General features: G+C 59.5%; 12 protein-coding genes. 8 read left to right on the top strand and 4 right to left on the bottom strand.

Annotated features, from left to right (window positions below; genetic code table 11):
• Window positions 1–10: 10 nt before the first annotated feature.
• The 3 genes from ACT6VE_RS03910 (at window position 11) to ACT6VE_RS03900 (ending at window position 3,305) form a co-directional block, all read left to right on the top strand.
• Complete coding sequence (locus tag ACT6VE_RS03910) at window positions 11–2,371, top strand: beta strand repeat-containing protein (protein WP_444797288.1); 2,361 nt, start codon at window positions 11–13, stop codon at window positions 2,369–2,371.
• Window positions 2,371–2,868: a hypothetical protein gene (locus ACT6VE_RS03905; protein WP_444797287.1), complete on the top strand. Its 498-nt coding sequence runs from the start codon at window positions 2,371–2,373 to the stop codon at window positions 2,866–2,868. The genes ACT6VE_RS03910 and ACT6VE_RS03905 overlap by 1 nt, the downstream gene beginning before the upstream one ends.
• 164 nt (window positions 2,869–3,032) lie before the next feature.
• A complete protein-coding gene (locus tag ACT6VE_RS03900; RefSeq protein ID WP_444797286.1) occupies window positions 3,033–3,305 on the top strand; it encodes a hypothetical protein in 273 nt (90 codons plus the stop codon).
• Between the two features lie 121 nt (window positions 3,306–3,426).
• On the opposite strand, the gene ACT6VE_RS03895 is transcribed toward ACT6VE_RS03900, so the two are convergent.
• Both ACT6VE_RS03895 and ACT6VE_RS03890 read right to left on the bottom strand, forming a co-directional pair.
• Entirely contained in the window at window positions 3,427–4,065 is a 639-nt protein-coding gene (locus ACT6VE_RS03895; protein WP_444797285.1) for a hypothetical protein, read from the bottom strand.
• 176 nt (window positions 4,066–4,241) lie between these two features.
• A complete protein-coding gene (locus tag ACT6VE_RS03890; RefSeq protein ID WP_444797284.1) occupies window positions 4,242–4,757 on the bottom strand; it encodes a hypothetical protein in 516 nt (171 codons plus the stop codon).
• A gap of 181 nt (window positions 4,758–4,938) precedes the next feature.
• On the opposite strand from ACT6VE_RS03890, the gene ACT6VE_RS03885 reads away from it, so the two are divergent.
• Together ACT6VE_RS03885 and ACT6VE_RS03880 are read left to right on the top strand one after the other, a co-directional pair.
• Window positions 4,939–5,262, top strand: coding sequence for a hypothetical protein (locus ACT6VE_RS03885; RefSeq protein WP_444797283.1), 324 nt, complete (start codon window positions 4,939–4,941; stop codon window positions 5,260–5,262).
• Window positions 5,263–5,456: 194 nt separating this feature from the next.
• Window positions 5,457–5,795 (top strand): hypothetical protein, encoded by a 339-nt coding sequence (locus ACT6VE_RS03880; RefSeq protein WP_444797282.1) that lies wholly within the window; start codon window positions 5,457–5,459, stop codon window positions 5,793–5,795.
• A 92-nt stretch (window positions 5,796–5,887) separates the two neighbouring features.
• On the opposite strand, the gene ACT6VE_RS03875 is transcribed toward ACT6VE_RS03880, so the two are convergent.
• Entirely contained in the window at window positions 5,888–8,431 is a 2,544-nt protein-coding gene (locus ACT6VE_RS03875; protein WP_444797281.1) for a methyl-accepting chemotaxis protein, read from the bottom strand.
• A gap of 376 nt (window positions 8,432–8,807) precedes the next feature.
• Here ACT6VE_RS03875 and ACT6VE_RS03870 point away from each other — a divergent pair, with 376 nt between their 5' ends.
• The 3 genes from ACT6VE_RS03870 (at window position 8,808) to mobB (ending at window position 10,941) form a co-directional block, all read left to right on the top strand.
• A complete protein-coding gene (locus ACT6VE_RS03870) occupies window positions 8,808–9,713 on the top strand; it encodes a DMT family transporter (protein WP_444797280.1) in 906 nt (301 codons plus the stop codon).
• A 74-nt stretch (window positions 9,714–9,787) separates the two neighbouring features.
• Complete coding sequence (mobA, locus tag ACT6VE_RS03865; RefSeq protein WP_444797279.1) at window positions 9,788–10,423, top strand: molybdenum cofactor guanylyltransferase MobA; 636 nt, start codon at window positions 9,788–9,790, stop codon at window positions 10,421–10,423.
• Complete coding sequence (gene mobB / locus ACT6VE_RS03860) at window positions 10,420–10,941, top strand: molybdopterin-guanine dinucleotide biosynthesis protein B (RefSeq protein ID WP_444797278.1); 522 nt, start codon at window positions 10,420–10,422, stop codon at window positions 10,939–10,941. The genes mobA and mobB overlap by 4 nt, the downstream gene beginning before the upstream one ends.
• A 93-nt stretch (window positions 10,942–11,034) precedes the next feature.
• Here the strand turns inward: mobB and ACT6VE_RS03855 are convergent, their stop codons facing one another.
• Window positions 11,035–13,251 (bottom strand): OmpA family protein, encoded by a 2,217-nt coding sequence (locus ACT6VE_RS03855; protein WP_444797277.1) that lies wholly within the window; start codon window positions 13,249–13,251, stop codon window positions 11,035–11,037.
• Window positions 13,252–13,300: the final 49 nt, after the last annotated feature.

Raw genomic sequence — 13,300 nt, 5'->3', positions numbered from 1 at the left:
CTAAGCTTCCATGACAGACATTAACGCCGCCGACTGGACCGAACAGGACGCAAACAACACCAACCCCTCGCCGAACGGCGTGCAGGGCGGATATGCGCCTTCGACCATCGGACCTATCATCCGAAACATTCGCGGCGCGATCAAACGTGAATTCGTCCGCACGAACCCGATTTTCACGACCACCGGCACGGGTGCAGCCTATGTCCTAACCTTCGTTCAGGCACCGACCGCCTATTACAAAGGCATGGTCCTTCGCTTCTGGTCGCACATCAACAACACGGGCGCATGCACGCTGAACGCCAATTCCCTTGGCGCAAAGTCCATTCTGAGCACGCACGGCACGGCACTTACCGCTGGTCAAATCCGTGCGAACAAGGTCGTGGAACTCGTCTACAACGGCACGAGCTTCGAACTTCTGTCCGCCGACGTTCAGGACCCGAAATTCATCGGCAATCTGTCCGTTAACGGCTCAATCTCCGCAAACTCCGCCAACATTTCAGGCGCACTGACCGCGAACACCGGGACGTTTACGACGCTGACCGCCAATGCCGCCAGCATCGCCACGTTCACCACACCAACGACGACAACGGATACCGTGCTTGTCCGGGCAACAGCCGCAAACACTGGCTATTCGTCGCTTCGCGCTGGCACCGTTGATCGCTCTGGCTTGCTCGAATTTCGTAATGGCGACGGCGTTCGTGCCGGATACCTCGGTTTCGCGAACAACAACGTCATCAACATCATCGGCGAAAACAGCCATGTATGGAACGCTAATGCGCTGACCGTTGCCGGTAGTCCTGTTTGGACGGCTGCGAACGACGGTGCGGGCTCTGGCTTGGATGCCGATTTGCTGGATGGGCAGGACAGCGCATTCTATCGCAGCGCATCCAACCTGAACGCCGGTACGGTCCCTAACGCTCGCCTGAGTGGCGCGTATAGCGGCTTTACACTCTCAACCACTAGCGTGGATATCACCGGTTCGAACTGGTCAACCACAAATCCGGCAACTGGTTTGAAAGTCGAAGGTGCGGCACCTAACATTTGGTATCGACCAACAACGGCTGGTCAAATCGGCGCGCTTACAGGCGTTTCCGCGAACGTTTGGCGCGTCCTTAGTGACCCGGGCGCGGATGGTTCGTATGAAGCTAATATCTTGACAGTTCCTTTGTCGGGTTCTGGCAACATCGGCTTCAATGGCGATATTGTTTGGACGGCTGGTAACGATGGTTCGGGCTCTACGCTTGATGCTGACTTGCTGGATGGTCAACACGGCGCTTATTACCGCGATCTGACTAACTCGACCGGTACATTGCCTAACGCCCGTATTTCCGGTGCTTACGACGGCATCACGACTTTGGGGATGTCTGGCGTATTCACCATCACGAACGCCGCGCCTGAAATCAAACTGATCGATACCACGGCGGGTTCGTATTCGGGTCGCATTCGCGTCAACAGCAACAACGTGTCTTTTGACAGTTCCACGGATGACATCACGTTCGGCGAGGTTTTCCGTTTCGAACTGGATACGAAAGCAGGTTATGCGAATGGTTCGCGACTCTGGACTGATGCATATGCGACCACTGCCAAAATCAACGGGATTATCGGATACACGCCAGCCAGCAATGCGATCAGCATCAGCCCCGGCAACGGCTTGACTGGTGGCGGCACTCTTGCGGCAACTCGCACGCTCACGCTCGGTACGCCCGGTGCCATTTCCGGCACCTCAACCAACGCGGTAACGACCACATCCCACACGCATGAACTGCAACTGATAATCGCAGACATCACAAACGCGCTTGGTTACACACCGGCTGACCGGTCGCGCACGATCACGGCTGGTAACGGTTTGAGTGGTGGTGGCACATTGACCGCCGACCGTACCGTGACGCTTGGCACGCCGGGTACGCTCACGAACAGCACGACGAATTCGGTAACGACTACTTCGCATACGCACGCGATCAATCTCAGCGCTGCCGATGTTGGTGCTGTTCCGACTTCTCGTTCGATCAATGCGAACCTTGGTCTGCTTGGTGGCGGCGATCTGTCCGCCGACCGCAATATCTCGCTCGGTACGCCGTCGAGCATCACGAACAGCACTACGAACTCGGTTACGACCACGACACACACGCACGCGCTCGGCTTCACGGCGGCTGAAGTCTATACCGGCACTTCAGCGGGCGCACTGACTTTCGGTGTTGGTCATACCGTTTCAGCGCTTGGTATTGCGACTGATCGTAACGATACGGCTAGTGTCTATCTTTCGGCGGCAACCAATACATACACTATGACCGCTACCGGAACTGCCTTGGGAGGAACTTGGCGTGCTCGCGGTCGTATGAACGACTACACCCTCATGCAGAGAACCGCATAATGACTATAGAAAACTCAATCAGCATTGTCCTTCATGAAGTTTTTTCGGTTGGAAATACGCCAGAGCCCGACGTTTATGTTTTGGATATCGACATCACCGATCTGAACAATGAACGTTACCGGTGCATCTACAATAGCCGCCCAGACGACACATTCGGGCTCAATCCGACCATTCGCCAATGGCTAACTGACAACGAAGGCGAGTATGAAGTTCTGCCGTATGTACCGCCAACCGCCGAACAAATTCGCGCTGGATTGCAGCCGATTACGCGCCGTCAATTGCGTTTGACGCTGGTACGAAATGGCTTCTCGCTGGATTCGATTGTCGGCATCATTGCCGGTCTTCCGAACGGTCAAGCCAAGGACGAAGCGCAAATCGAATGGGACGACGCAACCACGTTTGACCGTCTTAATCCGACGCTGTTGACCATTGCTTCCGCGCTCGAATTGTCGCCGGAAACGGTCGATACGATGTGGAATGAAGCATTGGCGGCTTGAAGACCGCTAAATAGAAGCGTCGTTTAATCTCCTTTTTCGACGCTAGAAAGCCGCCATCTCTTCAGTGAGTTAGCGGCTTTTTTTCTTGGGTAAAATTGGCAAATGCGCTAGATCAACATCATAAATTGTGCTTCGATTACAGAAATACAACTTTGGAGAAAAATATGGCTGTAGCCTACGTTGTCACATACGACCTGAACAAAGAGACGGCGCGCCCCGACATTTTGACCGAAATTAAGAAGTCGGATGGGTACGCCAAGCTTTCGGAATCCTCATATGCGGTTTCGACCGATGAAACGCCTGACCAGCTTTATAAGCGCCTCGAAAAGTATCTGGACGACAACGACCAACTCTATATCATTTCACTGAGCAGGCCCTACAGTGGATCGGGTCCGGTGGACGTGAATAGTTGGCTTGATCAGCATATACCCTCGTAACTTCGTTTCTTCCGACAAGCTTTTCAAACAGCTTCTCAAGAAATGCTGCTTCGTCTGAAGTGTGCGGCTCGATTTCGTAAGAGCCGCGCTCATTCTTCTTATATTTCATGGGAATTCCTCTTTAAGTGCATGCAGCTTCAAGAGCCGCGTGAAATTTCTTGGCGTAATCCGCGACATCGTCGGCACGGTCCAATCCGTTGATGATGCGCCGCGCATTCCGCCAGTCCGTCGTCTTTTCGTTGAAATAGTCGGACAGCTTCAGTCCGGTGAATTTGCCCTTGATCATGCCGTCAAGCAGGATGGTCACTGACCGGTCTAGCTCAAGGGCGGCTTCCGGCTTCTTTACGAGCCCGAACTTCGCATAGTTCGCGCGCCCCGTGATCATAACAGCGCCCCTGCTCCGATAGAGCCAACCATCGCCCGAAGCTTCATCGCCATTGCCCATACGGTTTGCATAGGCACGGTTTGCGATAGCGACTGGATTGCGGGCGTACTTGGCGGCATCCGCCTTGCTGAAGTATTTGGAGAAGGTGTTGAGAAGGCCCGATGCGCTGTAATTCAGGTTTTCAACTACCGGGACGAACTTACGCCCGGTCTCGTGATGAGCCGTGGCAAGCGCGTAAGCCAGCCCGCGGCTATCAATCTGTTCAGTGCCGTAAATGATTGCGTCCATACCGCGCACCTGATCGGCGGAAAGCTTGCCGTCGAAAAGGGACGCGCGGACATGGTTGTAAAATGTCGGTAGAGAGATAGTGGTCATCCGATATTTATCGAACCGGATGACCGATCTTATGAGGAGAAGCCGTTGAAAATAAGCGAGCGCGAAAAGGGTTGGTTGGTGTTCGCGGGGCTGCTTGTCTTCGGGATATTCGCCGTCGTGATGGAAATCATGGTGATCAGACCGTACTTCAGGATGATCCCGCCCTTCGAATGGTTTTAGTGGAGCGTCTTCTTATAAGGCCCACGCTTCCCGCAAGGACGGCGGTTTGCAGCTTGTTCAGTCCAGCTTGCCCACCTCAAATTTCCCGGCTCATATCCGCGTGAGTTATCAATTCTGTCAATCGTATAGCTCGGATGCGGTCGGAAGCCGACGTGGCGAGAGAAGGCCTCGAAATCAGCGAACGCACAGGTAATCCCGCGCTTGCCGTAGTTCTTGTAGGCTGGATGATCCGGGTTCGTGCAGCGGGCCTTGATATTGGCGTAGGCGACGAACAGCGACCGCTTGCGCGCATCCTTGTTGCTGGAAAACTTGTGGTAGACGCCGTTTCGAGCATGCATCTCGTCAAAGATGTCATTCACCTCATCGATAAGCTTTTGCTGAAGTTCAGCGCGGTACGCCGAATTCGCCAGCGTGTCGGCAAGTTCGTTTGTCGCCTTTTCAAGCTTGGTCGTGGTCTTGTCGAGCTTGGCAACGGAAGTGGTGATGGAAAAATAGTTAGTGTTAGCCTGCATGGTTGAAATCTCCTTTTTAAAACAAGTGAGACGCCTTTCTTTTATCGTCTCATACCTATCTAGTATTTTATGAATTTCTGAATTCGCTTAAACGAGCGATATTCGAATAAAAAATGCATTTCTGTTAATTTATTTTTCGAAAGAGCGGATTTCTCTACATAACGGAAAAGGAGACACCGCTATGATTGAGTTTGTAATATTGAATGAGGACCAGCCCGACGCCACGTTGCTTGAATGCGTGCGCGTAATGATCAAACATGACCTGAAGGGCTGCTATTACGACGCCGAACCGCGCGTCTTCACGCCCGCTGAAGTCGAAGGCCTATGGAAGAAGGTTGTTCGCATGAAGGACGATGAAGGCAACGTCGTGCACGTCGCGCCGATGGGTATGAGCGAGAAGGTGAAGGAAGAACCGGACTGTGTCCCGGGCTTCATCAAAGGATGGTTCGGACATCCGCTGAGCGAGCTTGTTCGGATGCAGATCGCCCGACAACGAGACCAATAGAACCGCCCCGGCATTGCCCGGGGTTTTTTCCGTTTTAGCGGTCGCGGACAGACCCAAAGTGCTGCACAAAATGCGCACATATTGCTGCACACGGGTATCTTTTGAAAAATCCTTGACTCCCTAAGTCATTGGTTTTACAAGAGTAATAACAGTGATTTTTTCCCGGGGGTGGATACAACATCCGCCACGCCTTCGTGCTGAAGAAGAGCGACGACGAATCCCCAAAACTCACCGCCTTCGCCACGCCCGACCTCGACTACAGCTACGGCGACGAGGAAATGAGCAAGCTCAAGGCCGATCCGAAGGTGCGTGGCTTTCGCGCCACCGGCCTGCTGGTGAACGCCACTTTCGACCTGGAAAAACGCACGATCACCAGCCACACCGCCTGGCGCGGCATCGGCGATGCCTGGGACAGCGGCGAATGGCTTTTTCGCAACGGCGACTTCATCCTGACCCGCTTCGAGGTCGATCCAACCTATGGTGACCCGGATCCGGCGGCGGAAAGTTACGTCGTCTACGAGGTCGCCAAATAGCGGTGTCTCCGGAATGACGGAAAAGCGGCAGCGAACAAGAAAAAAGGCCGGGTAAAAACCCGGCCTTTTTGTTGTCAGAGGAACCTTCCAACCTAAGCCGCGTAGTGCTGACCGTAGGAGCCGCTCTGCCGCATATCGAGATCGCGGGTCTTGAAGTGGTCGATCTTCTGGTTGAGGCTTTGCACCCGACGACGCAGGCCGTGGATTTCGGCGGTGTTCTCCTCCACCATCGCGGCATTCTGCTGCGTGATGAGTTCGACCTGGTGCACCGCCTGGTTCACCTCGTTGATGCCCTCGTACTGGGCGGCGGCGGCGGCCTCGATCTTGCCAACCAGCCCATGGATCGACGAAATGTGCTCGTTGATCACCGAAAGCGCCTCGCCGGTCTCGGTGACGAGCGCCACGCCGTTGCGCACCTGCGTCGAGCTGGCGGAGATCAGGCCCTTGATCTCACGGGCGGCACCTGCGCAGCGCTGGGCAAGCTCGCGGACTTCCTGCGCAACAACCGCGAAACCGCGACCCGCCTCACCGGCACGCGCTGCCTCGACACCGGCATTCAGTGCGAGCAGGTTGGTCTGGAAGGCGATCTCGTCGATGACGCCGATGATCGTGCTGATCTTTTCCGACGAGCGGTTGATCTCGCCCATGGCATCAACCGCCTTCGCCACGACCTCGCTGGACCGCTTGGCATAGCTGTGCGTCTCATCGACGGAAACCGCCGTCTTTTGCGCGCTCTCGGCCGTCGAGCGGACGATATCGGTCAGTTGGCGGAGCGCCCGGGAGCTTTCCTCCAGCGCCGCCGCCTGCTGCTCCGTGCGACGGGCTAGGTCGTCAGCCGATGCGGCCAGATTGTCCGTGCCGCCGTTGATCTCCATCGTCGTGGCGCGGACGTCCGAAAGGGTCAGGCGCAGCGCTTCGACGGCATTGTTGTAGGTACGGGCCATGGCGACATATTCGGCGGCGAGTGCCTCCGTCATGCTTTCTTCGAGATTGCCGGCCGCGAGTTGTCCGAGCACGTCGGAGAGCGCAGTGAGCGCCTCGGTCTGCTCCGCCTCGATGCGGGCGCGTTCGCTGGTGCGGCGGGCCTGCTCTTCTGCCGTCAGTTGGCGCTGGGCCTCTGCCTCGTGCTCCAGCCGCACGTTTTCCCGAGCGGCGTCGCGGAAGACGGCAACCGAGCGCACCATGTCGCCGATTTCGTCACCACGGTTGCGGCCGTCGATGCTGATGTCGAGGTCACCGCTGGCAAGCCGCGACATCGCCTCGGTCACGCGTTTCAGCGGACCGCGCAGCGTCTCGACCAGCATCAGGCCACCGATGATGGCAAGCAGCGTGCCGGCAACCATGGCGATGAGCGAGACGTTTGCCGACCGCTGGCTGTCCGCCTTACCGGCCTCCTGCGCCGTGGAAACGAACTGTTCGAGCGTGGTGCTGGCATCCGCGACCGAGACATAGGCGGCAGCGCGCGCGGCCTGCCATTTCTCTCCGACGGTGATGAGGTCCTGCGTGCCCTTCTCGATGCTGGCAAGCGATGGCGCGAGCTTTTCCGAAAGGTCGCGCAGCGCAGCATTCTTTGTGCCGAGCTTGGCAAGTTCGGCAGCGCTGGTCGCAACGGCCTTGACGTCAGCCAGCACCGCATCGCGGCTGCCCTGGTCGAGCTTGCGGTGCAGTTCGCTGATATGCAGGCGGGTCTCATCGATGCCCTTGAACGTATCGCCCATCAGGGTGATCAGCGTCTTCAGGAGACCAATCTCTGCATCCATGCCGACAAAGCGCTTGGCGGCGGTATCGGAGTTCTTGCCCGCTTCCTTCAGGAAGTCGGCATCGAACTTCGTGAGCTTGGAGAGTACCGACATGAATTTCGTCTTCTTGCTTTCCGCATCGTCGGTGCCGGCAAGGATCTCCTTGATCTTGGCGACTTCCACCTCGAACGGCTTGATCTGCCCCAGGGCCTTCGTCGAGGCGATCGCCTTGGATTCATCGAGTTGCTTCAGAAGCTGCGGCAGATAGGTTTCGGCCGCCTTCACCTTGTCCTCCGACTTCATCGCCAGCGCGACCGGCTTGCGGAACTTGCCGATGCGTTCGGCAAGGCCCTGATAGGCGGCGGCATCGAAAAGCAACGCCTTGGCAAAGGCTTCCTTCTCGCCCGATTCACTGCGGATGACACCGATCTGCTTTTCGGCAAACGCGCCGTCCTTGGCCATCGCCGCCAGCGCGCCTTCCAGCGCTGCCGTCACGGCATTGCGTTCCTGGTCGATCGCCCAGAGCGTTTCGGCCTGGCTGCGCATCGTGCCGGCAAGTGCCACGACCGAAGCGATCTTGGCCTTTTCGCCGGCATCCGGCAGCAGCGCGTCGAGATCCTGGATCCCCGCCTCCTGCTCGTCGATCCGGGCGCCCAGCGCATCGCGGGTGTCCTGGCCCGGCCGGTCGGCAAAATCCTGCAATCCGGTGCGCAGGTTTTGGAAGTGCGACAGGCTGTTGATCGTCTCGCGGGTGACCGTCATGTGGCCATTCAGCGTACTCGCGGTGAAATAGCCGACAAGGCCGATGCCGGCAATCAGCACGACGAGAGGGATGACGAACAGCAGCACCTTGGTGACGATGCGGCGCTGCTGGAGCAGGCGATCAATGAAGGACATGGGTTCCCCGACGTTTTTTTTAACGACCAAGATCCCTGCGGGTGTTCCTCAAAGCCGAAGCGGCCGCTGAGGCTCGCCAAGGCGAGCGCGGCCGGCAGGTAGCATGTCGGGGCTTCGGCCGATCCCACACCGGGCGGCCTGCCCTCACCCGTCGCATCATGCGATCGTTCATTGGGATGCCGCAACGATAGGTGGGGAAACTTAAGGAAGTCCTTCGGGAAAACGGCAGAAACTCAGCGTGTTGCGCCCAGCTGGCAGGGCTTCCTGCCCAATATTCGCCCATCCGCTGCTTCCTTCGGCAACGACCCTGTTTGTTCCAATGGCATACGGCACACAATCAGCCTATTAGAGTGCATACAAGCTTGGAATCACCCGCATGAATCTCACCGGAAACGCCAGAGGCGCGCTCTTCATGGCCGTCGCCATGGCGGGCTTCACCTGCAACGATGCCCTCGTCAAATCCGTCACCGCGACGATGAATACCGGCCAGATCCTCTTCGTGCGCGGGCTGATGACGACGGTGCTCGTCGTCGTCATTGCCCATTGGATGGGCGCGCTGCGCTCCTGGCGGGTGATCCTGCAACCGGCGGTGATGCTGCGGCTTGTGGCCGAAATCTTCGCGTCGATCGCCTATGTTTCCGCGCTGGGAGCCATGCCGCTCGCCAACACCGCGGCGATCCTCCAGGCCCTGCCGCTCGCCGTCACGCTGGGTGCTGCGCTGTTTCTCGGCGAAAAAGTCGGCTGGCGGCGCTGGCTCGCCATTACTGCGGGTTTCGCCGGCGTGCTCATCGTCATTCGCCCGGGGCCGGAAGGGTTTTCGCTGGCGGCCACCTATGTGATCGCGTCCGTTGTCGGTGCGGCGGCGCGGGATCTTGCGACGCGGCAGATCAGCAGCGACGTGCCCTCGCTTTTCGTCAGCGCCGTTACTTCCGCCACCATCACGCTCACCGGCGCCGTCCTGATCGAGCCGCTGGGTGGCTGGCAGCCTATGTCTGCCGAGACATTCGGCCGGCTCGCCGTGGCGAGCGCATTGCTTCTCGTCGGCTATCAGGGAATCGTCAGCGCCATGCGCTCCGGCGAAATCTCCTTCATCGCCCCCTTCCGCTATACGAGCCTCCTCTGGGCGATCGCCATCGGGTTCCTGTTCTTCGGCGAGTTGCCGGACCTCTGGATGACCGTCGGGGTCGCGATCATCGTCGCTTCGGGTCTCTACACCTTCTACCGCGAAAACCGCCGCAGCGCGGCGGCAGTCGCCCAGGAGTCCAAGCCGGAATCGCCCTGACATCGGAAAGGGTTGCGACCGGGGCCTTCACCGACTAGACCGGATGGCGAGGGATACCGGCCAATAGGAATGAGATGGCACTGGCGCATGCGATACCGGGCGTAATTCTTGCCGGAGGCCTCTCCTCCCGCATGGGGCAGGACAAGTCACGCATCCGCCTCGGCGGCGCAGCACTCATCGACCGCGCCGCCCGGCGGCTGCGCCCGCAGGTCTCCGCCGTCGCCGTCAATGCCAATGGCCCCGTGCTCTTCGAGCGCGGCGGGGAACTTCCGGTCTTCGCCGACCTCGATGCAGCCCGCGCCGGACCACTCGGCGGCGTGCTCGCCGCACTTGACTACGCACGCCGCGATCACCCGGATGCCAGCCACGTCGCGACCGTTCCAACGGACAGCCCCTTCTTCCCGTCCGATCTGGTCGCCCGGTTTTCCCGCGTCATCGACGCACCGGACCGCATCGCCGTCGCGCGCTCGGCAAGCGGGCTGCATCCCGTCTTCGCCTTGTGGCCGGTGGCGCTTGCCGCCGATCTTGCCGACTGGCTCTCCAGCGGCGGCGCCCTGCGCGTGCGCAGCTATCTCGAACGCCACCAGGCGCGTGAAGTCACCTTCCCGCTGATCGAGACGGCGCGCGGCGATTTCGACCCCTTCTTCAACATCAACACGCCGGACGATCTCGACGAGGCGGAAAACTGGCTCTGGGTGCTGGAACGATGACGCGACCGAAAATTTTCGGCATTGCCGGATGGAAGAATTCTGGCAAGACCGGCCTTGCCGTCCGCCTCGTGACGGAACTGGTCGCCCGCGGCTACCGCGTCTCCACCATCAAGCACGCCCATCACGACTTCGACATCGACAAGGTCGGCGCCGACAGCTACCGCCATCGCCAGGCCGGCGCCTATGAAGTGACCATCGTCTCCGGCACCCGCTATGCCATCATGCACGAACTGCGCGGTGCTGCCGAACCCTCCTTCGAGGAAATCCTCGCCCGCATCGCACCCTGCGACCTCGTGCTGATCGAAGGCTACAAGCGCGAACCGATCCCGAAGATCGAGGCCCGGCGCCTAGAAGCCGCCAACCGCACGCCGCTCGCCCCCGAAGACCCGCATATCGCCGCCATCGCCGCCGATCACCCGGTGACGGACACGACGCTCCCCGTCTTCGATCTCGACGATACAAAAACCATCGCCGACTTCGTCGTCACGGTCACGGGTCTCGAGATGAGGCAAGGCTGAGCGTTCCGCACGGGCGCGTGTGACGGCATTGCCAGTCATAAAAAAGGGCCGCGGGATTTCTCCCGCGGCCTCGTTTGTCGAAAACGTCGTTCCTCACTCGGCCATTGCGACCGGCTTTACCAACGGGGTAACGCGGCGAATGGTGACGCGGCGGTTGAGCTGTTCCGCACTCTCCGTCTCGATCTTCAGGTAGCGTTCGCCATAGCCCTGCGTCGCAAGGTTCTCCGGCGCGATGTCGTAGACATCCGTCAGGACGTTGGCGACTGCCTCGGCGCGCTCGTCGGAGAGCACGAGGTTCGATTCGTCCGAACCGACGGCATCCGTATGCCCCTCGATGAGGAAGGTCTCGCCGGGATCCTTATCGAGGATCTCGTTGATCGCATCCGCCACCTTGCGCAGCGACGACGCCTGGTTCATCGAAATTTCCGAAGAGCCGGTCGCAAACGTGATCGTATCGAGGTCGATACGGCGCACCTTGTCGCGGATACGCGCGGAATACTTGACTTCATCCAGCGTGTAGACCCTTTCAACCGGTTCCACCGGCGGCCGGTCGAGGAACTCGCGATAATCGTGACGATCCTCGGCCGACGTATCGATGATATAGTCGTCGACGGGAATGGTCAGGCGCATCGGCGGCAGCCGCTCGCCGGGATCGACGAAGGTCGGCCGGCTGTCACGATCGATTTCCGGCGCATAGAACATCACATATTCACGGCCGGCACTGTTGATGCGCGAGCGCTGGATGACCTCACCGTAGCGGTTGCGGATCGTAACGACCCGGTCGCCGTTCGGCCGTATGATGACTTCGCGAACGCGGCCGTTCGGCAGGTCCTCGAAATAGGTTTCCGCCGCACGGCGTGACAGACGACCGCCATCGTCCGAACGCACGATGACACGGTCGCCGAAGTTGATCACGAAGCGGTCTTCCACTTCGCGCTCGACGCGCCAGCCATCACGATCGGCATAACGCGGACGACGGTCACGGCGTTCGCCCCGCTCGCGCTCGGCCGGCTCGTATTCGACGCGATCGCGGTCCTTCCAGCCGATCTGCGCATCCCGGTCGGATTCAGGAACGCGGACATCAGCATTGCGTCGTTCTTCCGCGCGCTTGCGGCGGCGTTCTTCGCGCGACGAATCCCGACGATTGTCCGATTCCTTGTCGCTATCGAGCACAGCCGCACCATCGATGAACGGCAGCTCGATCGTTTCAGTCGTCTTGGAGGGATCCCTGGCAATCCGTTCACGGCCCTCGTCGCGCTTGCGGCGCCGTTCTTCGCGGACCTTCTCCCGCGCCTCCTGCTGTTGCTGATCGACCTCGGCATCACCCTGCTTCTTGCGGCGTTCTTCCCGCGCCTTCAGCCGCTCTTCCTGTTGCTGTTCCTCGCCTTCCGCCTCGCGCTGCTTCTTGCGGCGTTCTTCGCGGGCCTTCTGCTGGTCGCCTTGCTGTTGCTGTTCGGCCTCCGCCTCACGCTGTTTCTTGCGTCGTTCTTCACGGGCCTTCTGCTGGTCGCCCTGCTGTTGCTGGTCGGCTTCAGCCTCACGCTGCTTCTTGCGTCGTTCTTCACGGGCCTTCTGCTGGTCGCCCTGCTGCTGCTGTTCGGCCTCCGCTTCGCGCTGCTTCTTGCGGCGTTCCTCGCGGGCCTTCTGCTGGTCACCCTGCTGCTGTTCGCCCTCAGCTTCACGCTGCTTCTTGCGTCGTTCTTCACGGGCCTTCTGCTGGTCGCCCTGCTGCTGCTGTTCGGCCTCAGCCTCACGCTGCTTCTGGCGGCGTTCTTCCCGCGCCTTCTGCTTGTCGCCCTGCTGCTGCTGTTCGGCCTCAGCCTCACGCTGCTTCTGGCGGCGTTCTTCACGGGCCTTCTGCTGGTCGCCCTGCTGCTGCTGTTCGGCCTCAGCCTCACGCTGCTTCTGGCGACGTTCCTCGCGGGCCTTCTGGCGATCGCCCTGTTGTTGTTGTTCGCCCTCAGCCTCACGCTGCTTCTGGCGACGTTCCTCGCGCGCCTTCTGGCGATCGCCCTGTTGTTGTTGTTCGCCCTCAGCCTCACTCTGCTTCTGGCGGCGCTCCTCGCGCGCCTTCTGACGATCCTGCTGTTGCCCCTCGTCGCCCTGCTGCTGCTCACGCGCCTGCTTGCGTTCGCGGCGCTGACGGCGCAGTTCTTCCTCGGAAAGATCGCCCTCGCTTTGAACGGTAATGACGTGCGGCACGCCCTCGGAAACGAACGCGGGGCGCATCACCGCCGCGTTCACCGGTTGCCAAACCAGCGACACGAGCGGCAAAGCCACCGTTGCCAGAAGTGTTGTTCTCTTACCCATTGGCGTTTCCTCGTTGCCGGTTATGCCGGCGTTGAATCAAGATTTGCAG

The sequence above is a fragment of the Shinella sp. genome (genome assembly GCF_052438155.1).
GTDB lineage: Bacteria > Pseudomonadota > Alphaproteobacteria > Rhizobiales > Rhizobiaceae > Shinella.
Note: the sequence above shows the minus strand (reverse complement) of the source record. Positions and strands in the feature narration are given on the sequence as shown.

Bases quoted from the DNA above. Each gene is read 5' to 3' on its own strand.
- ACT6VE_RS03910 (WP_444797288.1), top strand. From the start codon at position 11: ATGACAGACATTAACGCCGCCGACTGGACCGAACAGGACGCAAACAAC.
- ACT6VE_RS03905 (WP_444797287.1), top strand. From the start codon at position 2,371: ATGACTATAGAAAACTCAATCAGCATTGTCCTTCATGAAGTTTTTTCG.
- ACT6VE_RS03900 (WP_444797286.1), top strand. From the start codon at position 3,033: ATGGCTGTAGCCTACGTTGTCACATACGACCTGAACAAAGAGACGGCG.
- ACT6VE_RS03895 (WP_444797285.1), bottom strand. From the start codon at position 4,065: ATGACCACTATCTCTCTACCGACATTTTACAACCATGTCCGCGCGTCC.
- ACT6VE_RS03890 (WP_444797284.1), bottom strand. From the start codon at position 4,757: ATGCAGGCTAACACTAACTATTTTTCCATCACCACTTCCGTTGCCAAG.
- ACT6VE_RS03885 (WP_444797283.1), top strand. From the start codon at position 4,939: ATGATTGAGTTTGTAATATTGAATGAGGACCAGCCCGACGCCACGTTG.
- ACT6VE_RS03875 (WP_444797281.1), bottom strand. From the start codon at position 8,431: ATGTCCTTCATTGATCGCCTGCTCCAGCAGCGCCGCATCGTCACCAAG.
- ACT6VE_RS03870 (WP_444797280.1), top strand. From the start codon at position 8,808: ATGAATCTCACCGGAAACGCCAGAGGCGCGCTCTTCATGGCCGTCGCC.
- mobA (WP_444797279.1), top strand. From the start codon at position 9,788: ATGGCACTGGCGCATGCGATACCGGGCGTAATTCTTGCCGGAGGCCTC.
- mobB (WP_444797278.1), top strand. From the start codon at position 10,420: ATGACGCGACCGAAAATTTTCGGCATTGCCGGATGGAAGAATTCTGGC.
- ACT6VE_RS03855 (WP_444797277.1), bottom strand. From the start codon at position 13,251: ATGGGTAAGAGAACAACACTTCTGGCAACGGTGGCTTTGCCGCTCGTG.